This is a genomic window from Formosa agariphila KMM 3901 (assembly GCF_000723205.1).
Lineage (GTDB): Bacteria > Bacteroidota > Bacteroidia > Flavobacteriales > Flavobacteriaceae > Formosa > Formosa agariphila.
In genome coordinates, this window is the sequence record NZ_HG315671.1 from 257,771 (window position 1) to 280,951 (window position 23,181).

General features: G+C 34.3%; 16 protein-coding genes and 1 tRNA gene. 11 read left to right on the top strand and 6 right to left on the bottom strand.

Features of this window, described 5'->3' with window-relative positions:
- Nucleotides 1–25: 25 nt before the first annotated feature.
- Genes BN863_RS01045 through polA form a run of 3 tightly spaced genes read right to left on the bottom strand, consistent with a single transcriptional unit; the run spans nucleotide 26 to nucleotide 6,677 of the window.
- Entirely contained in the window at nucleotides 26–2,242 is a 2,217-nt protein-coding gene (locus BN863_RS01045; RefSeq protein WP_051774416.1) for a DUF2357 domain-containing protein, read from the bottom strand.
- The gene (locus tag BN863_RS01050; RefSeq protein WP_051774417.1) at nucleotides 2,229–3,788 is read right to left on the bottom strand and encodes an McrB family protein; all 1,560 of its coding nucleotides are present in this window, start codon (nucleotides 3,786–3,788) and stop codon (nucleotides 2,229–2,231) included. Before BN863_RS01050 ends, BN863_RS01045 begins: the two co-directional genes overlap by 14 nt.
- A gap of 48 nt (nucleotides 3,789–3,836) precedes the next feature.
- Nucleotides 3,837–6,677 (bottom strand): DNA polymerase I, encoded by a 2,841-nt coding sequence (gene polA / locus BN863_RS01055; RefSeq protein ID WP_038526391.1) that lies wholly within the window; start codon nucleotides 6,675–6,677, stop codon nucleotides 3,837–3,839.
- A gap of 200 nt (nucleotides 6,678–6,877) precedes the next feature.
- Here polA and BN863_RS01060 point away from each other — a divergent pair, with 200 nt between their 5' ends.
- The 4 genes from BN863_RS01060 to BN863_RS01075 all read left to right on the top strand — a co-directional run bounded on the left by BN863_RS01060 (nucleotide 6,878) and on the right by BN863_RS01075 (nucleotide 10,670).
- The gene (locus BN863_RS01060; RefSeq protein WP_038526394.1) at nucleotides 6,878–7,486 is read left to right on the top strand and encodes a TetR/AcrR family transcriptional regulator; all 609 of its coding nucleotides are present in this window, start codon (nucleotides 6,878–6,880) and stop codon (nucleotides 7,484–7,486) included.
- A gap of 5 nt (nucleotides 7,487–7,491) precedes the next feature.
- Nucleotides 7,492–8,895: an aldehyde dehydrogenase family protein gene (locus tag BN863_RS01065; protein ID WP_038526396.1), complete on the top strand. Its 1,404-nt coding sequence runs from the start codon at nucleotides 7,492–7,494 to the stop codon at nucleotides 8,893–8,895.
- A 101-nt stretch (nucleotides 8,896–8,996) separates the two neighbouring features.
- A complete protein-coding gene (locus BN863_RS01070; protein ID WP_038526399.1) occupies nucleotides 8,997–10,232 on the top strand; it encodes a metallophosphoesterase in 1,236 nt (411 codons plus the stop codon).
- 141 nt (nucleotides 10,233–10,373) lie between these two features.
- The gene (locus BN863_RS01075) at nucleotides 10,374–10,670 is read left to right on the top strand and encodes a thioredoxin family protein (RefSeq protein ID WP_038526401.1); all 297 of its coding nucleotides are present in this window, start codon (nucleotides 10,374–10,376) and stop codon (nucleotides 10,668–10,670) included.
- Here BN863_RS01075 and BN863_RS01080 read toward each other — a convergent pair.
- Both BN863_RS01080 and BN863_RS01085 read right to left on the bottom strand, forming a co-directional pair.
- Nucleotides 10,667–11,293: a polysaccharide deacetylase family protein gene (locus BN863_RS01080; protein ID WP_038526404.1), complete on the bottom strand. Its 627-nt coding sequence runs from the start codon at nucleotides 11,291–11,293 to the stop codon at nucleotides 10,667–10,669. The two genes, BN863_RS01075 and BN863_RS01080, sit on opposite strands and share 4 nt — an antisense overlap.
- Nucleotides 11,294–11,295: 2 nt before the next feature.
- The gene (locus tag BN863_RS01085; protein WP_038526407.1) at nucleotides 11,296–14,607 is read right to left on the bottom strand and encodes a glycosyltransferase family 117 protein; all 3,312 of its coding nucleotides are present in this window, start codon (nucleotides 14,605–14,607) and stop codon (nucleotides 11,296–11,298) included.
- 152 nt (nucleotides 14,608–14,759) lie between these two features.
- Between BN863_RS01085 and BN863_RS01090 the strand changes: the two genes are divergently transcribed.
- From BN863_RS01090 to BN863_RS18435, 4 genes are all read left to right on the top strand, one after another.
- Nucleotides 14,760–14,832: transfer RNA gene (locus tag BN863_RS01090), tRNA-Gln, on the top strand.
- A 418-nt stretch (nucleotides 14,833–15,250) separates the two neighbouring features.
- Nucleotides 15,251–16,351, top strand: coding sequence for a hypothetical protein (locus tag BN863_RS01095; protein WP_038526410.1), 1,101 nt, complete (start codon nucleotides 15,251–15,253; stop codon nucleotides 16,349–16,351).
- A gap of 146 nt (nucleotides 16,352–16,497) precedes the next feature.
- Nucleotides 16,498–16,953, top strand: coding sequence for a hypothetical protein (locus BN863_RS01100; protein ID WP_038526413.1), 456 nt, complete (start codon nucleotides 16,498–16,500; stop codon nucleotides 16,951–16,953).
- A gap of 231 nt (nucleotides 16,954–17,184) precedes the next feature.
- On the top strand, nucleotides 17,185–17,322 hold the full coding sequence (locus tag BN863_RS18435; RefSeq protein WP_158408959.1) for a hypothetical protein: 138 nt from the start codon (nucleotides 17,185–17,187) through the stop codon (nucleotides 17,320–17,322).
- A gap of 81 nt (nucleotides 17,323–17,403) precedes the next feature.
- On the opposite strand, the gene BN863_RS01105 is transcribed toward BN863_RS18435, so the two are convergent.
- A complete protein-coding gene (locus BN863_RS01105; RefSeq protein WP_038526416.1) occupies nucleotides 17,404–18,231 on the bottom strand; it encodes a universal stress protein in 828 nt (275 codons plus the stop codon).
- A 155-nt stretch (nucleotides 18,232–18,386) separates the two neighbouring features.
- On the opposite strand from BN863_RS01105, the gene rimP reads away from it, so the two are divergent.
- The 3 genes from rimP to infB are packed head-to-tail and all read left to right on the top strand — an operon-like array spanning nucleotide 18,387 to nucleotide 23,078.
- Nucleotides 18,387–18,848 (top strand): ribosome assembly cofactor RimP, encoded by a 462-nt coding sequence (gene rimP, locus BN863_RS01110; RefSeq protein ID WP_038526420.1) that lies wholly within the window; start codon nucleotides 18,387–18,389, stop codon nucleotides 18,846–18,848.
- A gap of 12 nt (nucleotides 18,849–18,860) precedes the next feature.
- The gene (nusA, locus tag BN863_RS01115; RefSeq protein WP_038526422.1) at nucleotides 18,861–20,093 is read left to right on the top strand and encodes a transcription termination factor NusA; all 1,233 of its coding nucleotides are present in this window, start codon (nucleotides 18,861–18,863) and stop codon (nucleotides 20,091–20,093) included.
- Between the two features lie 30 nt (nucleotides 20,094–20,123).
- Nucleotides 20,124–23,078: a translation initiation factor IF-2 gene (infB, locus tag BN863_RS01120; RefSeq protein WP_038526424.1), complete on the top strand. Its 2,955-nt coding sequence runs from the start codon at nucleotides 20,124–20,126 to the stop codon at nucleotides 23,076–23,078.
- The last annotated feature ends 103 nt before the right edge of the window (nucleotides 23,079–23,181 follow it).

Below are 23,181 nucleotides of genomic sequence, written 5' to 3' on the forward strand. Positions count from 1 at the left end.
TTTGGTAAGGCTTTTATAATAGGAGTTATTCAATTTTTGATTTAATCAATTCAGTTAAAGTTGTTGTAAAAGGTTTTGCTGATGCATGACCTGAATTGTAGTTTTTTAATTTTCTGAAATTCCAATTGTTATTCCCAAATTCGCTTAGGTTAATCTTTTCCAATTCGATTACTAAATAATGTTTTTCATAATCAGATTTATTTGTTGCTTTAGGGTACCCTTTTGCTTCTAGGTTTAACCTAGAATACACTTTTGGGCCTTTACTTGTAATCTTCCATAGATCTCCGGAAGATGTGTTTCCGTGTGTATGTAACAATAAATATTTAGCAGAAACAGTTTCTTTATCTAGAACCAAAGAACCGTTGCCTGAGCCCATTCTAAAATTGTACATTCTTTTTTTTATAATCCAATCATGCTGGGTTTGGCTATTGTAAAAACCAACTAAAATATGGGTGTCATCTGGAATTAATTTTTCACTATTAATATATTCTGGAATTGGCTCTCTAAAATCACCCGATGGTTTGTTTTTAGTGATTTGATATGTTTTAGTGGAAATGTTCTCTCTTTGGGTCGCTCTATTTAAAAAATGGTCTCTAACTTCATTTATAAAATCTACAAGATTATGTATGCCACTATTTTCTTCTGTAGGTCTAATTGCAAAAGCGCCTAAACCAGGAAGAATTTCATGAAAGCCTTTAAAATTTGTTGGTTTTACATCTGTTCCTGGATATAAAATATAAGCTCCTCCTGTGCGTCTAATGGCATCTTTATAAGCATGCATTTTAAAAATATCTACTTCCTTAAATTTTGAATTATCCGATTTATTCTTAACCTTATATTTTGCATCAAAATGAATGTGTACAATTTGCTCTTCGCATTCAGCATCTTTTTCCTCAAGATCTTTGGGCCATATGGATAATGTGTAATCAGGACTCATTTGCAACGTCCAACTTCCTTCCTTGCTTAAATCTGAATTTTTACCAAAGGTTTTATTGTAAGAAAATTTTATCGATAATTCTCTTTCTCTTGAGATGTAAGTTCCAGTTAAGGCAATTTGTTTACCTTCTTTAAGATTAAGACCAAGTTTATCTTTTGTAATCCCAATTAACTTTTTGTATTCATCTGAATCTATTGTGAATGCTTCTTTAATCGCATCTAAAAGTTTAAAGAACAGCCAGTATTCATAGAGTTTAGCAATGTTTTTGTTTCCTGCTTCATAGACATCTTCACCGCCTTCCCAGGCAAGTTTGGCAGCGAGATTAAACATAAGCCATGTTTTTAAAACATCTCTATATCCCGATTTTTTTTGAAGTACAGGACTGTTTAATTTTAAAGTGGTGGGTCTAGAAACTTCCTTAAATAAGTGGTGTTGTAAATAGCTTTCTAATTTAGCTGAAATTATGTCTGCCTCGTTGTATAATCTAGAGCCTTTAGTGCATCTTAATTTAATCTCTTCGCAGAAGAATAAAAAGGTTTCTATAACATGTTTTATAAATCTGTTTTCTGGAGTATCCGTACTTTCTTCATTCGTAGTAGTTGGAATTTTTAAAGCAATAGAATCGATACCTGATTTTCTGAGCGGATGATGTTCAGGAAGAGTTATGCGGTTTTTAGCATTGATAACTTGTCTGATATCTTTACTTTTTAAGCGCTTTAATCGTCTTACATCTTTGTGTTCAATTTTGTCTTTCCAATTGGTAACTGGAGATTTTATAATTTGCTGAATTGCTAAATCAAACTCTTCGGTGTTAATTATGGAATTTACAAAACAAAATTGCTGATATAATGTTTTTGAGTCAGAATCATAATCGACTTCTAAACTCTGATTTACCGGTGAATTAGTTTGCAATATTAAATCGGTAGCATGCTTGGTTATAGATTCTAACATAAATCTATAATGTTTTCGGTAGGTGGTTTTTATTGATTGTACTTCTAGTTTTAAAAAACCTTTTGCAATACCGTCTTCTAAAACAGGAATAGATAATGTGCCTACATAAATATTAGGACTTAAACGACCTTCAGTTTTATTAAAATTCGATTGTTCTACAACTTGGCTCTGTTCTAGACTATAACTCTTATCGTTTAATTTATATTGATAAAAGCAACCTTCAACAATCTGGTAATCGGCTTCATTGTTTTCTTTAGCATCCAAGACATGAAACAAGGTGTTGTCCATAATAGCAACAACGTCTATCGATAATCCTTTTTTTATATGATTTAATGGAATATTATGCTTCTGCATAACTTGTAAATCCGTTATCAATTAGGTTTTTGTACATTCTAGATAATTTCTCAAAAGATAATTTGTACTTAATGCTTTCAGGGGTTACTAAAGATTCTCCTTTTTCATTAAATATTTGTGCTGTTTTTTCTGTTAAACACTCTTGAGCTAATGTTTTTAGAGGTTCAAGTAGTTTACGTCTAGAGCCATGAAGTTTCGGTAATAATTTCTGCATGATAGCAATGTCTATTTTTTCGTCTTCCTTGGCAATGTATTCTGGATTTATCAAATCTATTTTAGAAAATAAGGTCTGAATTTCTGAAGCAGTTCTGTATCCAAATTCGGCACCAAGTGGTTGCAGCTTTTTAAAGAAATTTAGTAATTCCGAATTAAGTCCATCTAGATTCGTTCTATTTGTTTCAGCTTCAGTAAGTTTTATAAAAGATTCGCCCATATCGCTACCTAGGCAATCTATAGATGTAATATCCTGAGCATTTTTTAAAAATTCAGCAATCTCAGAATCATGAATCCTAAATTCTATCACATTTGCTCTGTCTAAAACTTTAGGACTAAACATATACGTGGTTTCATCAATATTAACAGTACCGACTACAAATAAGTTTTTAGGCCAAGATAGGGTGTGCGGGACACCTGATTTCTTGGTTATAGAATCATCGTGTAATTTAAAGTTATCTTTACTTTCCATAACACTTAAAAAGTCTGCAAAGTAACGCTCTACATGACTTAGGTTCATTTCATCTAAAATTAGAAAATATGGCTTTTCTGGGTTGTTGTTTGCTCTAATTATTAAGTTTAAAGCTCCGTTTTCAGGATATATATATTCTGTGGAATCTAATGCGTTAACATAACCTAATAAAGGTTCTTTATTTGTCCAATCTGCTCCAACAGGTACAATACAATATTGTGATTCATCTTGAGAAATCCATTGGGCAAAGGCTTGTGCTAATTTTGTTTTTCCAGAACCGGATAAACCACTTAATAAAATAAAAGGTTTGGTTGCGAGTGAAGCAACGTATCTTGTTATTAATTCGGGATTGTAGTTTAAACCTGATTCTAAGCAATTTGTTGAAAAGCTATTTAAGTCGAACGTGGTTTTTAAATTATATTCCGAACTGGTTTCTAATGAATTTATATTGTTACTATTATATTTGTTTTTAATAAAAGTGAGTAGGTTTTTTTCTCCTAAAAAAGATTTATAAAGCCCGTTGCCATTATCTGGGAACCCAATAATTTCATTTAATTCATTATGTCTTTGAATTAAATTCTTATTAGTTTTATTTAAATGAGTTTTGGATGCGCTCCAAATATTGAAATCATTATATACTCCGGATTTAATTTTATGGATATCTCTAATAAAAGAAATCGTTTCTTCATAATTATCAGAGTTAATTTCTTTTAATTTATTTTCAAAGAATAGACGGTCAACTACTTTAAGGTTTTTTTCGAAATTATCTTTTTCAATTAATGATTTAATTGAATTTGCAGCTTCGATTTCATTAGTCTTTAATTTAGAAATGAACTCATTAATGATTTTATAACTTTCCATAATTGTTTTATTACCGTTTTCGACTCCTTAATTTAAAACCCTTTTTCTCTAATGCGCCTCCAACCAGTTATCGCCAGTATCAATTTCTACATCTAATGGTACATCCATAACAAAGGCATTTTCCATTTCGGTTTTTACCAGTGTTTTTATAGTTTCTAATTCGGGTTTGTACACATCGAACACCAATTCATCATGTACTTGTAAAAGCATTTTGGTTTTAAATTCGCCAGCGACTAATTTCTCATGAATATTAATCATAGCCAGTTTTATAATATCGGCAGCGCTTCCTTGTATTGGGGCGTTAACGGCATTTCGTTCGGCAGCACCACGAACCACTCCATTTCTAGAATTAATATCTTTTAAATAACGACGACGTCCTAAAACGGTTTGTACATAGCCATTATCGCGAGCAAAATCTACTAGCTCACTCATGTAAGTTCTCAGTTTCGGATAGGTTTTGTAATACGTATCGATAAGGTCTTTAGATTCGCTTCGCGATAAATCGGTTTGATTGCTTAATCCGAAAGCAGATACACCATACACAATCCCGAAATTCACGGTTTTTGCATTACTACGTTGTTCTCTGGTCACGTCTTCTAAAGGCACATTAAACACTTTAGCAGCTGTGGAAGCATGAATATCTTCACCGTTTTTAAAGGCTTCAATCATGGTTTCTTCCTGACTTAAGGCGGCTATAATACGAAGTTCTATTTGCGAGTAATCGGCAGCAAGTAAAGTGTAGTCTTCGTTTCTTGGAATAAAGGCTTTTCTAACTTGGCGACCACGTTCGGTACGAATAGGAATGTTCTGTAAATTCGGGTTATTACTACTTAATCGCCCCGTTGCAGCTACAGTTTGCATATAATCTGTATGTACACGCCCTGTTGTTGGCTCGACTTGTAATGGCAAGGCATCGACATAGGTGCTTTTAAGTTTTGCAAGGCCGCGATAGTCTAATATATGCTGAATAATCTCGTGGTCTTTGGCTAAGTACGATAAAATATCTTCTGAGGTTGCAAACTGCCCAGATTTTGTTTTTTTAGGTTTGTCGACTAACTTGAGTTTATTAAATAAAATTTCACCCAATTGTTTTGGTGATGCAATATTAAATTCTTCGCCAGCTTCGGAAAATATTTTTTCCTGAAGAGACGCAATATCATCGTTTAGAGCAGTGGTTAAATCATTTAAAAACGGAATATCTAAATTAATACCTTCCAATTCCATGTCGGCAAGCACACGAAGTAAAGGCACTTCGATATCGTCGAATAATTTTTGGGTGTTGGCTTGTCCTAATTCGTTTTCAAAATGTTCTTTGAGTTGCAGTGTAATATCGGCATCTTCTACAGCATATTCGGTTTGTTTATCAATAGGAACTTGTCGCATTGATAACTGGTTTTTTCCTTTCTTACCAATAAGATCTACAATAGAAATTGGCGTATAATTTAAATAGGTTTCGGCCAAAACTTCCATATTGTGACGCATATCTGGATTGATTAAATAATGCGCTAACATGGTGTCGAATAATTTACCTTTAACCGTGATGTTGTATTTACGAAGGACCTTAATATCGTATTTTAAATTCTGTCCAATTTTCTGAATGTCTTCCGACTCGAAAAACGGACGTAATTGTTCGATAAGTTCTTGAGCTTCGGTTTTGTCTTCTGGAAATGGTAAATAAAATCCTTTACCGGTTTCCCAAGAGAAAGCAATACCCACTAATTCTGCTGTAAGCGGATCTAAGCCTGTAGTTTCGGTGTCGAAACACACGCTGCTTTGCTTCATTAGATTTTTAATGAAGAGTTTGGTAGCCATGCCCGTTGCTACACTCTGATAAAAATGAGGTGTGGTTTCGGCAGTTTTTCTTTGATTAGGGTTCTCTGTCGCCGGTTCTGAACTTGGAGCCGGATCGCCGCCAAATAAAGAAAATTGACCAGCGCCAGCAGACGATGCTGATGGGGCAGTAGTTTCTGCTTTTGCAGTCGTATTTTCGGTAGTGGTTTCTGTTTGTGCTGTAAATATCTTTTCAAAACTATCTACAAGTCGTCTAAATTCTAAATCCTGAAAAATGCCTTTTACGGCATCGATGTCGGGATGCGACATTTCAAAATCTTCAGCATCAAATTCAACAGGAACATCCAACATTATAGTCGCTAATTTCTTAGATAATAAACCAAGTTCTTTAGCGGCTTCAACTTTTTCTTTCATTTTTCCTTTTAGCTCGTGTGTATGGTCTAAAAGGTTTTCCATAGTGCCGTATTGGGCTAAAAATTTCTTCGCTGTTTTTTCTCCAACGCCAGGAAGTCCAGGAATATTATCGGCAGAATCTCCCATCATACCTAGAAAATCGATCACTTGTTCTGGGCGTTCCACTTCAAATTTTTTCAATACTTCAGGAATTCCCCAAGTTTCGTAGCCGCCACCAAATACAGGACGGTACATAAAAATATTTTCAGAAACCAACTGTGCAAAATCCTTATCTGGCGTTACCATAAAGGTTTTATAACCTTCTTTTTCAGCTTTCTTAGCTAGGGTTCCAATAACATCATCGGCTTCGTAACCTTCCTTAACCATAATGGGAATTTTCATGGCTTCTAAAATGTTACAGATATAAGGAATAGCTAATTTTATAGCTTCTGGAGTGGCGTCGCGATTGGCCTTATAAGCTTCGAACATTTCTACACGATCGGTGCTTCCGCCTTTGTCGAAACACACGGCTAAATGGTCTGGACGCTCACGTTTAATGACGTCTAAAAGGGAATTGGTAAACCCTAAAATAGCCGATGTATCTAAGCCTTTAGAATTAATTCTTGGGTTTTTTATAAACGCATAATATCCGCGAAAAATAAGGGCATAGGCATCAACTAGAAAAAGACGTTTTTGATCTGACATATGTTTTGTTTTGAAAGAATGTCAAAACTACAAAAAAAGCCGTGTTATTTAGAATTAAAATCAACAACCCATACTTTTAAAACGGTGATTTGAAGGAAGTCTTAAAAATTACTATCTTCAAGTTTATTATATCGGTGAGAATAAGACGCTTTGGTCTTAATTATGTATTTTTATTGCTTGTAAAAATAGAGAAAAGGGATATGCAGACGAGTAGACGAGAACAGAATAAAATTGAGAAACGGGAACGAATTGTTAAAGCATCGCTTAGTTTGTTTTCTGAAAAAGGGTTGGAGAACACGTCTATAAGCGATATTGTTGAAGAGAGCAAAATTGGTCGCGGTACATTTTATAATTATTTTAATGCCCCTAAAGATGTGTTTTGCGAGATTTTGGATCGTTTAAACTGTGAAATTAATTTTGAAGTTAAGCAAGCACAAATAGGTCTTACTACAGCCTACGATTTTTTATATGCATCTTTTAAAGCCTATTTTGATTTGGTGAGTTCTGAAGAGATGATTATGTTTCATAAAAACAATCAGAATCAAATTAGAAGTGTATCTTACAATAGTGAAAGTATATTAAGTATTGTGTTTAATATGCAAGAAGATTTAAAACGTTTTCCCGAAGTGTCTTTTGTAGATGAAAAGTATTTTAAAATGTTTAGTTTAGTTGCTATTTCTTCAGCTTCCGAATTATTTGTTTGTTTACATCATCATTATTTTGAAGCTTCTAAGGATGAAATGGCTCACTTTTTAGCCAATGTTTTTATGAATGGTCTAAAAGATTATTCAGCTTTCACTAAAAATTAACACGCATGATGACAAATAGGTTTCAACACATTTTTGATGCTCAAAAGGCAAATCAGTTTACCGTTGGTAATACCACGTATAAAACACGAATAGCCAAATTAAATGCCTTGAAACACGCTATTGAAGTCGATTTTAAACAAGATATTCGAGATGCGATTTATGCCGATTTTAAAAAGCCTTTTTTAGAAACCGATTTAACCGAAATTTATCCTATTCTTGGGGAGATAAAGCATGTGAAATCGGAATTAAAATCATGGATGGGACGTCAAAAAGTGAGTACACCCATGTCTTTAATAGGAGCTTCGTCTTGGTTTACTTACGAACCTAAAGGGGTGTGTTTAATCATTGCACCTTGGAATTTTCCGTTAAATTTAACCTTCGGGCCATTAGTATCTGCTATTGCAGCAGGAAATACCGCAATTTTAAAACCCTCGGAATTAACGCCTCATACGTCTAAAGTTATGGGTGATATTATTGCTAAATTATTTCCGGAAAATGAAATTGCTTTAGTGCAAGGTGAAGTAGAGGTGTCTACGGCTTTGCTAGAACTTCCATTTAATCATATCTTTTTTACAGGGTCGCCACAAGTGGGGAAAGTGGTTATGAAAGCCGCTTCAAAACATTTAACCTCGGTAACGTTAGAGCTAGGAGGGAAGTCGCCAACAATTATTGATGAGACCGCCAATTTAAAAGATGCCGCCACAAGAATTGCTTGGGGGAAATTTGTAAATAATGGGCAAACTTGTATTGCTCCAGATTATGTGTTAATTCATGAACGCGTTAAAGATGAATTTTTAAAAGCGTTTAAGACCGTGGTTAATTCGTATTACGGAACAGATGCTTCGCAATCTAAGTCGTATTCTAGAATTGTAAACGACAGACATTTTAAGCGACTTCAAGACCATATTGAAAATGCTAAGGAACATCACGCAACCATAGAGCTAGGCGGTCAAGTTCAAGTTTCCGAAAATTTTATAGAGCCCACGGTAATTTCTAATTTACCCGAAGATACTTCGTTACTAGAAGATGAAATATTTGGACCTATTTTGCCTATAAAAACCTACACGCACATTCAAGAAGCTATAGATTATATTAATGCTAAAGAAAAACCTCTTGCACTTTATATGTATAGTAAAAATAAAAAACAAACGCAGTTTGTTTTAAATAATACACGAGCCGGAAGTACGTGTATAAATACAAACGTGTTGCAATACAGTAATCATAATTTGCCTTTTGGGGGCAGTAATAATAGTGGGATTGGTAAAGCACATGGGATTTTCGGATTTCAGGAATTCTCTAATATGCGTTCCGTATTAAAACAGCACACACGAGGCGCAATCGAGTTGCTGTTTCCGCCTTATACAGACTTTAAGCAAAAATTGGTAGACCTTACTTTAAAATGGTTTTAGCAGAAGTCTCATGCTTTTGAAATATCCTAAATGATCAGCTTTAACATTTTCATAGGACCGATTAAAATCTTAAACTTTATTTTTACCCATTAAAAGGATTTGTGATGCGTTGGGTTTTATTTTTTATACTTTATATTCTTCTAGATTGGTATTCTTTTCAAGCTTTTAAATCGATAACCAAACAGCGTTTTATTTATTGGGTGTATTGGATTTTAAGTGCATTGGTTTTAGGAAATTTTATTTACGAAATGATTCTAAACCCGAGTCATTTAAAAGTGCTTACACATGCCAAAAGTTATGCGCTTGGATTTTTATTAGCAGTGTTAGCACCAAAGTTAATTTTGTTAGTGGTTTTAGGATTCGAAGATCTTACGCGTTTTCCTCAAGGCGTATACCGATATTTTAAAAAAGAAAAACAAGAGTTCGGATATTTTCCAGAACGCCGTGCGTTTATTAGTAAACTAGCTATTGGTATAGCGGCCATTCCGTTTGCGGGTTTGTTGTATGGTATGTTTAAAGGCAAGTACGATTTTAGGGTGTTAAAATATACATTGCATTTTGAAGATTTGCCTGCCGCTTTCGATGGGTATAGAATTACACAGATAAGTGATATTCACAGTGGAAGTTTTGATAATCGAGAAAAGATAGAATATGCAGTAGATTTAATCAATGAACAAGCGTCTGATGCTATTTTATTTACGGGTGATATGGTGAATAATTTGGCTTCGGAAATGTTGCCGTGGACGGAAACCTTCAGCCGATTGAAAGCTAAAGATGGTAAGTTCTCTGTATTAGGAAATCATGACTATGGCGATTATGTCGAGTGGGATTCTGAAGCAGACAAGGAACAGAACCTCGATGAATTAAAAGCCATACAAAAGCAAATTGGCTTCGACTTAATTTTGAATGATAGTAGATTTCTAGAAAAAGATGGTGAACGTATTGCGTTAGTTGGTGTAGAGAACTGGGGGCGTGGTCATTTTAAAAAAGCGGGAGATTTAAAGCAAGCGGCTTCTAAAATAGAACCTAATGATTTTAAAATATTAATGAGTCATGATCCATCGCATTGGGAAGATCGGGTTATTGATGATGCGTACCATTACCATTTAACTTTAAGCGGCCATACACATGGTATGCAATTTGGAATTGAAATACCAGGCTGGATAAAATGGAGTCCAATTAAGTGGCGATATAAATATTGGGCAGGAGTGTATAAGGAAAAAGGACAATTAATAAATGTAAACCGCGGTTTTGGTTTTTTAGGTTATCCAGGCCGTGTTGGAATCTGGCCAGAAATTACGGTTATCGAACTTAAAAAAGGCTCAGAAGACGCTTAATTTGGTAGAAATGTTATTATTAATATAGAATTGCTTATTTTTATGTGAGATAACTTGAGCAAACGCCCTATTTAAACGTTTTATTTAAAAATGAATAAAAGGGAGGCTAGATTTTTTAAACAGGCTCTTAAACACTAAAATATGTCAAAATTCGGGGAATTAATAGATGTTAACATTCCGGTATTATTAAATTTCTTTACCGAATGGAATGAACAATCTACAGCGATGCATCCCATTTTAAGAGACGTGGCAGCTGCTCTTGGGGATAAAGCTAAAGTGATTAAAATTGATGTTGAAAAAAACAAAGAATTAGCCGAAGCACTTCGCGTAAAAGGGTTGCCTACTTTAATAGTTTATAAAGATGGTGAAATGAAATGGCGAGAAAGTGGCGAGCAAGATGCCAATACACTTATTGGAGTAGTGCAACAATTCCTTTAATACGGAAGCACATTAAAATTGTAACCTTTAGCACTAAAATATTCTAAAACTTTAGGTAATACGTACTGCATGTTTTTTGAAGCTTTAATGCTGTCGTGAAATACTATAATATGCCCGTCTTCGGTATGTTTAATCACATTTTTTAAACAGTCTTCTCCAGATAGGTTGTGCTCCCAATCGAAAGAAATAATACTCCACATTACAATTTTATACCCCAGTTGAGTTAAAATTTTGGCTTGTTTATTTTTTATCTTTCCGTAAGGAGGTCGAAATAATTTAGAAGGAATAATTTCGGCTGCTTTTTCTACATTGTCTATATATACATCTGTATGTGTTTTCCACCCTTTTAAATGATTAAAGGTGTGGTTTCCTATTTTATGACCTGCTTGTATGGTGTTTTGAAATACGTCAGGATACTTTCTTACATTGTCTCCTATACAAAAGAATGTTGCTTTGGCATTATAGCTTTTAAGCGTTTGTAAAACCCAAGGTGTTATTTCCGGATTCGGACCATCATCGAAGGTTAAGTAGATTGTTTTACTATCTAATAAAGGCACATCCCAAACGTAGTTTGGAAATATGCCTTTTATAAATTTAGGTGATCTTACTGGAATGAATCTCATAGTTATTCTACAGGAACCACTGCGCTATCCGCATTCGATTGTATGTCTATATCTGACGGTTGTATCGGGTCTGGTTCGTGCGGACTATCGCCGTAAAAATGTTCGAATAACTTTAAGTGATTGTTAAAGGTCTGCATTTCTGTTTTAGCAAACTCAGAATCGTTACGTAATAACACATCTACTAAAGATTTATAACGTTCTATATTGGTTACAATTTCTTCAGCAATTTCATATTGTTTTTCAACTTTTAACGTGCTATAGTATTTTAAATACTCTTGATATTTAGTAGACACGTCTTTAAATAGCTTTCTCGCTTTTTCATCGGCTCCAACTTCGTAATATCCGCTAATGTATGGTTCTAAAAGGGTGTAGTATCCAAAGAATTCAACAGGCATGTTTTCCATGGCAATATCTGCAATTTCTTCAGCTTTATCGAGTTGCTTTTCGTTAATTAATTGTTCCATTAATCGTGCTAAGTTACCTCTGTAAGAAATTGAGTTTTTACGCGTTTCTGGATCATGATAAATATCTGGACTTCCGCTATTACCCCAATCCCATTGCTTAACCTTATTATACATTAATTCGGCATCTACACGACCCATATCAAATGGGTTGCTTCTATTAATTGGCGTTTTAATAGGGACCAATTTGTAACACATACCATCTAACTGCAGGTAGTCTTTCATCCATAAATAATCGTCGTCACCAAAACTACCACCTGTAAAGTAAATAGGGCGTTTCCAATCGTTATTAGCAATAATGTCTAACATTAACAATCGGTTTTTATACAGTGCAGAACTATTAATGTTTAAATTGATTTTATCTACAATTCTATGTGCATCTTTTACGGCAACAATACCATTATCAAGTACGGTTTGCTTATCTACATCTATAGTTAAATTCTCAACCGGGAAATAATTCGAGTTTTGAAGTTGTGTAGGGTAGTAGCTAGGATCCTCACCTTGCATTTCTAAGATATATTTAAACTTTGTTTTAGGGTTATCGCTACTTACAAAATTGATAAAATCTTTAATGTCCATCGTATCTTGAGACACCACACGTTTCATAATATAATCGCGTGTACCATAACGGTATTGCTCGTGTGTTAGCTGAGAAGGAATAGGGTCACTCTCGTAAGCTTTACGTTTCATTTGGTCGATATACCAGTCTGTTTGGAATAAACTTGTGTTTACAATACGAACATCGGTACGGTATCCTTCAATTTCTTGAGCATACCACAAGGCGAAGGTATCGTTATCTCCAATAGTAAATAATATGGCATTTTCGGCACAAGAGTCTAAATACATTTTAGCCATTGAACGGGCTGTGTATTTATCGGATCTATCGTGGTCATCCCAATTGTTTGCTGCTAATATACCAGGAACTAGAACTAAACATGCTAAAGTAACTACAGGTGCTAAAAGAGGTGTTTTAACGTATTTTTTAAGTGCTTCAAAAATAGCATACACTCCAAATCCTATCCAAATGGCAAACACATAAAAAGAACCCACAACCGAATAGTCACGTTCTCTAGGTTCAAAAGGTCGTACATTGGTATAAACCTGAATGGCAACTCCTGTAAATAGGAAAAACACAAACAGCACCCAAAACATTTTTTTGTCTTTGTTGAATAAAAAGAATAAACCTATAAGACCTAAAATTAATGGTAAGAAATAATAGGTGTTTCTTGCTTTATTATTTTTTACGTCTGAAGGTAAATTTGTTTGAGGCATACCTAAATGCCATTCGTCAATAAAATTAATACCGCTTAACCAGTTTCCGTGATTATCGTATCGCCCTTGAATATCGTCTTGCTTCCCTGTGTAATTCCACATAAAGTATCTCCAATACATATAGCCCAACTGGTATTGAAACATGTATACAATATTACTTGCCAAGGTTGGTTTTTCGATATCTAAATATTGCCCGAATTGTTTTAAGAAATTATTATAGTCTTGAAAGTCTACATTACCTTGAGATAAATCTGATTTAAAACTAGAAATAGATGTACGTAGTTGATTTTCCATCTGGTATTCCGGTTTCAGCTTAAAATCTAAATAACCGGTAAAAAGCATGTAGTTTTCGGCATGTTCTGCACTCCACATTCTAGGTAGTATAGAAGCGTGTTCCGAGTTGTAGTTCTGTTTTGCACGCTTATAATCGTTTACAATTACATATTTTCCTTGCGCTTCATCCTTCTCGTAATTAGGTTTATCGTCTATATAAGGATTGTTTTTGTCTAGCCCTGCATATTGGTCTGTAAATTGTGGACCATAAAATAAGTGGGTCTCAGGATATTGTTCTAAGTTATAATACGCAAGAAGTTCTCGAGCATCAGACGGATTGTTTTCATTTACAACAACATTGGCATTGGCACGAATAGGTAACATCATCCAAGACGAGAATCCAATAAATATAAATAGTAAACACAAGGCTAGTGTGTTTAAATGGATGTATCCTTTTTGTCGTGTATACTTTAAAGCAAAATAGAATGCAGCAATAAGTAAAATTCCAGCAATTATAGTTCCAGAATTAAAAGGCAAACCTAAAGAGTTTACAAAGAATATTTCTGAAGTACTAAAGAATTTTAGTGCGTTAGGTAATAAAAGCTTAAAGATGAATAATAGGATGGCAACAGCAACGACATTTGCAATAATGAAGTTTTTAACCGTAATGGTTTTATAGTTTTTAAAGTAATACACCAGTGCAATTCCAGGAATGGTTAATAATCCCATAAAGTGTACCCCGAATGAAAGTCCAATAACAAAGGCAATTAAAACCAACCAACGGTTTCCGCGCGGCGAATCCATATCTTGTTCCCAGCGTAAACCAAGCCAAAACATAGCAGCCATCATTAAGGTTGCCATAGCATATACTTCGGTTTCTACAGCATTAAACCAAAACGAATCTGTAAAAGTAAACGCTAAACTTCCTACTAAACCACTACCAAGAATGGCCATTGCTTTAGGTTTAGATAGTATGTCGTCTTCCGAAATAATTTTTTTCAATAATAATGTAATGGTCCAAAACATGAATAAAATTGTGAATGCACTGGCAACGGCACTCATTAAATTTAGCATGTAACCCACTTGATCAGGCTCTAAAGCAAACATAGAGAAGAATGCTCCAAGCATTTGAAATAAAGGTGCTCCTGGCGGGTGACCTACTTGAAGTTTTGCTGAGGTTAAAATATATTCTCCAGCATCCCAGTAGCTTACGGTAGGTTCTACTGTTAGTCCGTAGGTTACTAATGCAATTGCAAAAGCGACCCAACCTAAGATGGTATTCCACTTTTTAAAGTTGAATTGTGTCATGAAATTCAGTGTTTATTCGGTAGGGCGAATTTAATAATAAATATGTAACAGTGAAGCGTTTTAAGTAAAGGTTAGTATTTAGATGAAAAAAAAATAAAAAAAAGTTTGTGTGTATTATGAAATGTTCTATATTTGCACTCTCAAATTATTGATGGCCCATGGTGTAACTGGCAACACGTTGGTTTTTGGTACCAAAGAGTCTAGGTTCGAGCCCTAGTGGGCCAACAACAAACCCCAATCTTGAAAAAGGTTGGGGTTTTGTTATTTTATAGCTTTACTGAAAGTTAATACTCTTCTACATATCTTGTAATTGCCATTGGATTTATATTTTACTATCTCGTGTATTATTATGCGTTCTCATCGCTAAATTTATCTCTATGGTATGGCGTGTTTTCCTTAAATTATTAAAATTAGTGGGTGTTATCTTATTAAAACGACGCTATTTAAAATGATTTTATTGATTAGCTGTGCGTTAAATCTCTTTTAATTGTTTATTTTCATTTAAATTTAATTCGGATTTTTTTGATGTAAAAACAGATATTATATAAAATCATTATTTTGATTCTATAAGTATTAATAGCATCTTTGCGCTAGACGATTTAAATTGTTACAACCAGAACGTAGAATAAATTAACACACTAGAATGAAACAAATTACAATACTACTATTAGCGATTTTTTGTTTGAATTTTCAGGCGATTGCTCAAGTACAAGAGGAGCCTGCTTTAAAATCGCAAGACACTGCCGTATATCCTTATGTTTTGCCTATTTGGGGGCAAAAAGTTACCGATAAAGGCTATGGAGACCAGCTTCAACTTCCTTTTGGGGTTAACTTAAACTACGTTAATGTGTATATGGATTTGGAGATTACTGAATTCGGTTTGGAAATTGGAGGTAGAGATTTCTCTGATGTTTTAAATGTAGAAACGCTAAATTTTACTCAAGTAAGTGCGACTACAAATGGTTTAAACTTTAGAGCAGATGCTTGGGTACTGCCTTTTCTTAGTGTTTACGGATTAATGTCTTCGGTAACAGGAGGAACGCAAGTTGCGCTTCAGCCAACATGGAAAGATGCAACAGGAGAAATTATTTTACAGTTACCAGAATTTTCATCGGAAGTCGAGTTTGATGCTAGAACATACGGTATTGGTGCGACTTTAGTTTTTGGGTGGAATAACTACTTCTTGAGTACGGATTTTAATTATTCGCGTACAGATACAGAATTGCTAAAAGATCAAGTGGGCTACGCGACCTTGTCGGCTAGAGGAGGATATCGTTTTGGATTATCTCAAAAGAATAAAGATTTTTTTATAGCACCTTATGCAGGTATTATGTATCGTGATTTTGTTGGTGCAGATGGAAATGAAGGAGGAATTGGTTTAGATGAGGTGTTTCCGGAATTAGATGCAACGTTTAATGAAACGGTAGATGCAAAAATTGCGAGTAATCAAGAAATTATAGATGCTCCTGGTACAACTCCTGCAGAAAAAATTAAACTTCAAGCTCAAAACCAAGCCTTAACTACAATAGAGGAAAGAGTAAATGAAAGTGGCTTATTTTCTGCTAGAGTAGATTATAAAATTAAAAAAGAACTTCTTCAAACGGTTACCTTTCAGATGGGATTCAATATGCAAATTAATAAGCATTGGATGTTAAGAGGGGAATATAGTTTGTCTGATGAACAACGTTTTCTTATGACAGGACTGCAATACCGTTTTGGTGTTAAGAAAAAAGGAATGAAGTAATTCGCGCTGGTTTATATACTTATATCAGAAAATTTTAGAAACTATTCTATTTATATGTTTTTGAAAGAATGCTATTCTTTAACTGTTAATTTTGGTATTAAAATGATATCTTCGTGTGTAGAACAATAACCATAAAATCAATAAAAATGAAAAAATTATTACTTGTATTAACGGTATTATGTGCTTTTAATACTTACGCTCAAGATGCAGAATTGGAAGCTTTTAAGGATTTGTATAATTCTGAAAAGAAAACTGTAATTGGCGAATTTTTAGAATTAGATGCTACAAAAGCAGCAACTTTTAATGAAATTTACGATCAATATACACTAGAGCGTAAAGATATTGCAAGCAGCCGTATGGCACTTTTAGAAGATTATGTAGATCAATACGATTCAATGACAGATGAGCAGGCAGATGCTATTGTTAAGGAAACGTTTTCTATTAGAGCTAAAAATGAAAAGCTTCAGAAGAAATATTATAAAAAAATTAAAAAAGCGTTAGGTGCAAAAACGGGATCTCAATTTGTTCAGTTCGAGCGTTACGTGCAAACGTCTATAGATGAGGTGTTGCAAGAAGCATTACCTTTAATTGGGGAAAAATAATAATTAATACCCTTGTCATTATTTTAAAGCCACCTTGTTTAGGTGGTTTTTTTTTGCCTTTTTTTAAATAACTGTTTTGTCTCTGTAGGTGGTGATTTCAAGAAGATAAAAATGGTCGAACATTATTGCATTTTAGCTAATTTGTTGAAATTGTATACATAAGAATTGTATTTTAAGTTACTCTTAAAATTGTAATAACTAGCATTTTACGTGCCTATAAATCAATTTTCTATGGAAAAAACATTACACTACAGATTTCAGCGTCGTTCTAAAAACTACTTCGATTGGTTGCTAAATATTATTAAGTCTGAAAAGTATTATCAAGCAGAAGGAGTTATTGTTTTAAATAACAATACAGATAGAGATTAATGTTATACAGGTATTAACACAAAAGAAAGCTCCCAAATAGAAACTAATCTGGGAGCTTTAATATAATGGTAATGAGTAGTTTTATATTTTAAATGTAATGACTGGTCTTATGGCGTGATTAACGATGTCTTCACTAATGCTGCCGTTAAAGAAATGTGCAATACCTTGTCTACCGTGAGTACTAATTCCAATAATATCGGCATCAATTTGTTCAGAAAAGTTTAGAATACCTTTTTCTACAGTATCATCATTATGGATGTTAATGGTATAATTTGTGTAGTCTGAACTGTCTATAAAACTCTGTATGCGTTTCGATGCATTTGCACTTGTAGAAAAATTATTAGGTGTGTTTACAAGTAGTAAATGGATTTTAGAGTTGAATTTTTTAGCAAACTTAACTGCTTGCTCGTAAGTGTGTATGCTGTCTATTAAAAAATCTGAAGCAAATACTAAGTTGTTAACTTTAAATTCTTTTTCAGAGCTTTTTATTACCAAAACAGGAACTTTAGATGTACGAACAACTTTTTCGGTGTTAGAACCTATAAAGATTTCTTTAAATCCAGTTGCGCCATGAGAACCCATGATAATCATATCTATGTTTAACTCTTTGGCGGTTTCGTTTATTCCTGTAAAAGTTGAGTTGGTTTTTATGGAATGATGCACGGTAATACCCTCTAAATAATCGGCGTTTAGAAGCTCGTCAAAACGTTTAGATGCAAGTTTCATAAAAAAAAGAGCCTCAGGAATTTCGCTTGGGGGCGTATTTATTTGGTCGACTTCTCCGGTTGGAAGATCGATGATGTGTAAAAAATAAATTTCACAATTAAATTTATTTGCAAACTGAGCTGCAATTTTTGTAGCAAATTCAGCTTCTTTAGAAAAATCTGTTGGGACTAATATACGTTTCATGAGCGTAATTTTTGTAGTTAAGTAACACTATAAAAATACGGATAAAAATTGATATTTGAAAGCTTGTGATTGTCAATAAAAAAGTTGTATATTTGCCCCGTTGTAAGAAAAAAGAATATGCGAGGGGACAGAGTCCCCTCTTTTTATACTAAAAAATGTTTAGAACAACTGTTGAAAATTTATTAGAAAGCGCCTTACAAGAACGAAACGATTTGTTTTTGATAAGTTTAACTATTTCTGGAGAGAATGCCATAAAGGTAATTGTCGATGGAGATGAGGGTGTGAGTGTTGAAGATTGTATGTTTATAAGCAGAGCTATTGAGCATAATTTAGATAGAGAAGAACAAGATTTTTCACTAGAAGTTATGTCGGCAGGTGCAGCATCTCCGTTAACTAATAGTAGGCAATATGCCAAAAATATTGGTAGAACACTAGAGGTTAAAACTAAAACAGAAACTATTGAGGCTGTTTTGGTAGATGCTAATGAAGAAGATATAGTTTTAGAATGGAAAGCTAGAGAGCCTAAACCTGTAGGAAAAGGTAAGGTAACTGTTCAGAAAAAGGCAAATATTCCTTATAGCGATATTGTAGAAGCGAAAGTTATGATTAAATTTTAATTCAAAAGAGTTATGGAAAATCTTGCGTTAATTGATTCTTTTTCAGAATTTAAGGACGATAAATTAATAGATCGTGTAACGTTAATGGCGATTTTAGAGGATGTTTTTAGAAATGCCTTGAAGAAAAAATTTGGAGACGATGATAATTTTGATATTATTATAAACCCAGATAAAGGTGATTTAGAAATCTGGAGAAATCGTATTGTGGTTGCAGATGGTGAGGTGGAAGAACCAAATCAAGAAATTTCATTAAGTGCTGCTCGTAAAATCGAGCCTGATTTTGAAGTTGGGGAAGATGTGTCTGAAGAAGTGAAGTTAATAGATTTAGGTCGTCGTGCTATTTTAGCATTGCGCCAAAATTTAATTTCTAAAATTCATGAACACGATAATACTAACATCTATAAGCAGTTTAAGGATTTAATTGGAGATATTTATACAGCAGAAGTGCACCATATTCGTCACAAAGCTGTAATTTTATTGGACGATGAAGGCAATGAAATAATTTTGCCAAAAGAAAAGCAAATTCCTTCGGATTTTTTCCGAAAAGGTGATAATGTTAGAGGAGTAATTGAAAATGTAGAATTAAAAGGAAGTAAGCCAGGTATTATTATGTCTCGTACTTCTCCTTTATTCTTAGAAAAATTATTCGAACAAGAAATACCAGAAGTTTTCGACGGTTTAATTACTGTTAAAAACGTAGTAAGAATCCCTGGTGAAAAAGCAAAAGTTGCTGTAGATTCTTACGACGATAGAATAGACCCTGTTGGTGCCTGTGTAGGTATGAAAGGATCTAGAATTCATGGCATAGTTCGTGAATTAGGTAACGAAAATATCGACGTTATCAATTATACTAATAACCTACAATTGTACATCACTAGAGCGTTAAGTCCAGCGAAAGTGACATCAATAAAAATTGATGAAGAAAACAAACGTGCAGAGGTTATTTTAAAGCCTGAAGAAGTGAGTAAAGCCATTGGACGTGGTGGTCACAACATCAGATTGGCTGGTCAATTAACTGGTTATGAAATAGATGTGTTTAGAGAAGGTGCAGAAGAGGATGTTGAATTATCAGAATTCTCAGATGAAATTGATAAGTGGATTATAGACGAGTTAAGCAAAGCTGGGCTTGATACAGCAAAAAGTGTTCTAGAACAAGATGTGGAAGATCTAGTTAAAAGAACAGATTTAGAAGAAGAAACAATTAACGAAGTTATTAGAATTCTTAGAGAAGAGTTTGAAGAATAACTTATATTTGGAGTATATTAAAGGCAATTTATGGCTGAAATAACAAGATTAAATAAAGTTTTACGTGAGTTAAACATCTCTATCGATCGTGCAGTAGATTTTTTAGAATCTAAAGGTATCGACATCGATAAGCGTCCTACTACAAAAATTTCATCGGAAGTTTACAAAGTACTTTCTGATGAATTTCAAACAGACGCGAATAAAAAGGTGGCCTCTCAAGAAGTAAGTGAAGCGAAACTGAAAGAAAAAGAAGCCCTAAGGGAGCAGCGAGAGCGCGAACTTGAGGTGAAACAAAAAGCAGAAGAAGCTAGGAAGAGAGAGCAGCAGGCAGTTGTTAAAGCTAAATCTACGCTTACAGGCCCAAAACAAGTAGGTAAAATCGATTTAGATGCAAAACCGAAAGTAGAGGCTAAACCTGTTGAAAAGAAGGAAGAACCTGTTCAGCCTAAAGCTGAAGATGTTAAACCTAAAGTAGACAAACCTAAGGTAGAAGCGGTTAAACCTGAAGCGAAAGCCGAAGAAAAACCAGTTGTAAAAGCTGAGCCTGTAGTAGAGAAAACGGACGAAAAACCTAAAATAAAGGAAGAAGCTAAAGTTCAAAACACTCCAAAAGTAGAACACAAGCCAAAACCTAAAGTTGTTACTCCGCCATCAAAATCTACAGTTACTACTCCACCATCTCCACCAAAACCTGTTCAAGAGGTTAAAAAAACCGAAGCACCAAAATCAACTGAGCCCGTTAAGAGTGAAGCGCCAAAAGCAGAAGTTGAAAAGCCAGTTGAAGATGAGCGTATTGAAACAAAATATACTAAGCTTTCAGGTCCGAAAATTGCCGGTGAAAAAATTGATTTAACTCAATTTAATAAACCTAAAAAGAAACCTGTTGCTAAAGCTGGAGATAATGCTGCTGCGAATAAGAGAAAACGCCGTCGTATTAGTAAACCAGGTGATAAAACTTCTAACACTAAACCAGGAGGAAACACTGGAGGTCCAGGAAGAGTTGCTAGACCTAGTACTTATAAAGGAAAAAGAGCAGGAGGCCCAGGCCAAGCTAGACGTCCTATTGTAAAAGAAGAGCCTAGTGAAGCAGAAGTTCAAAAACAAGTTAGAGAAACCTTAGAAAAACTTCAAGGTAAATCTAGCAAAGGTAAAGGAGCTAAATATCGTAGAGATAAAAGAGATTCTCACAGAGAACAAAGTCAGAAAGACCTTGATCAGCAAGAAGTAGAAAGCAAAATCTTAAAAGTAACAGAATTTGTTACTGCTAGTGAAGTTGCAACCATGATGGATGTTTCTGTAACACAAATTATCTCGGCATGTATGTCGTTAGGTATGATGGTTACAATGAACCAACGTTTAGATGCAGAAACACTTTCAATAGTAGCAGACGAATTTGGTTACCAAGTAGAATTTGTAACTTCAGATCTTGAAGATAATATTGAAGTTGTTGAAGATAGACCAGAAGATTTAATAGAACGCGCACCAATTATTACGGTAATGGGTCACGTAGATCATGGTAAAACATCTTTACTAGATTACATCCGTAAGGAAAATGTAATTGCAGGAGAGTCTGGAGGAATTACACAGCATATTGGTGCTTATGGCGTACAACTAGAAGGCGGACAAAAAATCGCATTCTTAGATACACCAGGTCACGAGGCCTTTACAGCCATGCGTGCTCGTGGAGCTCAAGTTACCGATTTAGCAATTATTGTAGTTGCTGCCGATGATGATATTATGCCGCAAACAAAAGAGGCAATTGCTCATGCTCAAGCAGCGAGTGTGCCAATTATATTTGCGATAAATAAAATAGATAGACCAGCCGCTAATCCAGAACGTATTAAAGAAGGTTTAGCACAAATGAACTTATTAGTTGAAGACTGGGGAGGGAAAATTCAATCTCATGATATTTCAGCTAAACAAGGAACTGGTGTAAAAGAATTATTAGAAAAAGTATTACTTGAAGCTGAATTATTAGAGCTTAAAGCTAATCCAAATAAACTAGCTTCAGGAACAGTTGTTGAAGCATTCTTAGACAAAGGTCGTGGATATGTATCAACAATTTTAGTACAAGCAGGAACATTAAGAATTGGTGATTACGTACTAGCTGGTAAAAACAGTGGTAAGATTAAAGCCATGCACGATGAACGCGGAAAAGAAGTTAAAGAAGCTGGACCAAGTACTCCAGTATCTATTTTAGGTTTAGATGGTGCACCTCAAGCTGGTGATAAGTTTAATGTATTTGAAGACGAACGTGAAGCAAAACAAATTGCTACTAAGCGTACACAATTACAACGTGAGCAATCTGTACGTACTCAACGTCATATTACTCTAGATGAAATTGGTCGTCGTATTGCATTAGGTGATTTCCAAGAATTAAACATTATCCTAAAAGGAGATGTAGATGGTTCTGTTGAAGCATTAACAGATTCGTTCCAGAAATTATCTACTGAAGAGATTCAAGTAAATATTATTCATAAAGGTGTTGGTGCCATTACAGAAAGTGATGTGTTATTAGCGTCTGCATCAGATGCGATTATTATCGGATTTAATGTAAGACCTATGGGTAACGCTAGATCTATTGCAGATAAAGAAGAAATAGACATCCGTACATATTCAATTATCTACGATGCTATTAATGATCTTAAAGATGCAATGGAAGGTATGTTATCTCCAGAACTTAAAGAAGAAATTACAGGTACAGCAGAAATTAGAGAAATCTTTAAAGTATCTAAAATTGGAAGCATTGCGGGTTGTATGGTTACAAACGGTAAAATCCTTAGATCTTCAGGTGTACGTTTAATTAGAGATGGTGTAGTTGTTTACACAGGAGAATTAGCGTCGCTTAAACGATTTAAAGATGATGTTAGAGAAGTGTCTAAAGGATATGATTGTGGTATGCAAATTAAAAACTACAATGATATTAAAGAAGGCGATGTAATAGAATCTTTCCACGAAGTAGAAGTGAAAAAGAAACTTAAATAAGTTTTATATATAGTAGTAAAAAAGGCGACCATTTGGTCGCCTTTTTTTATGCTTTTAGGTTTTTGTAAAGTGAGTATTTCAATTGCAGTTTACCTGATATTAA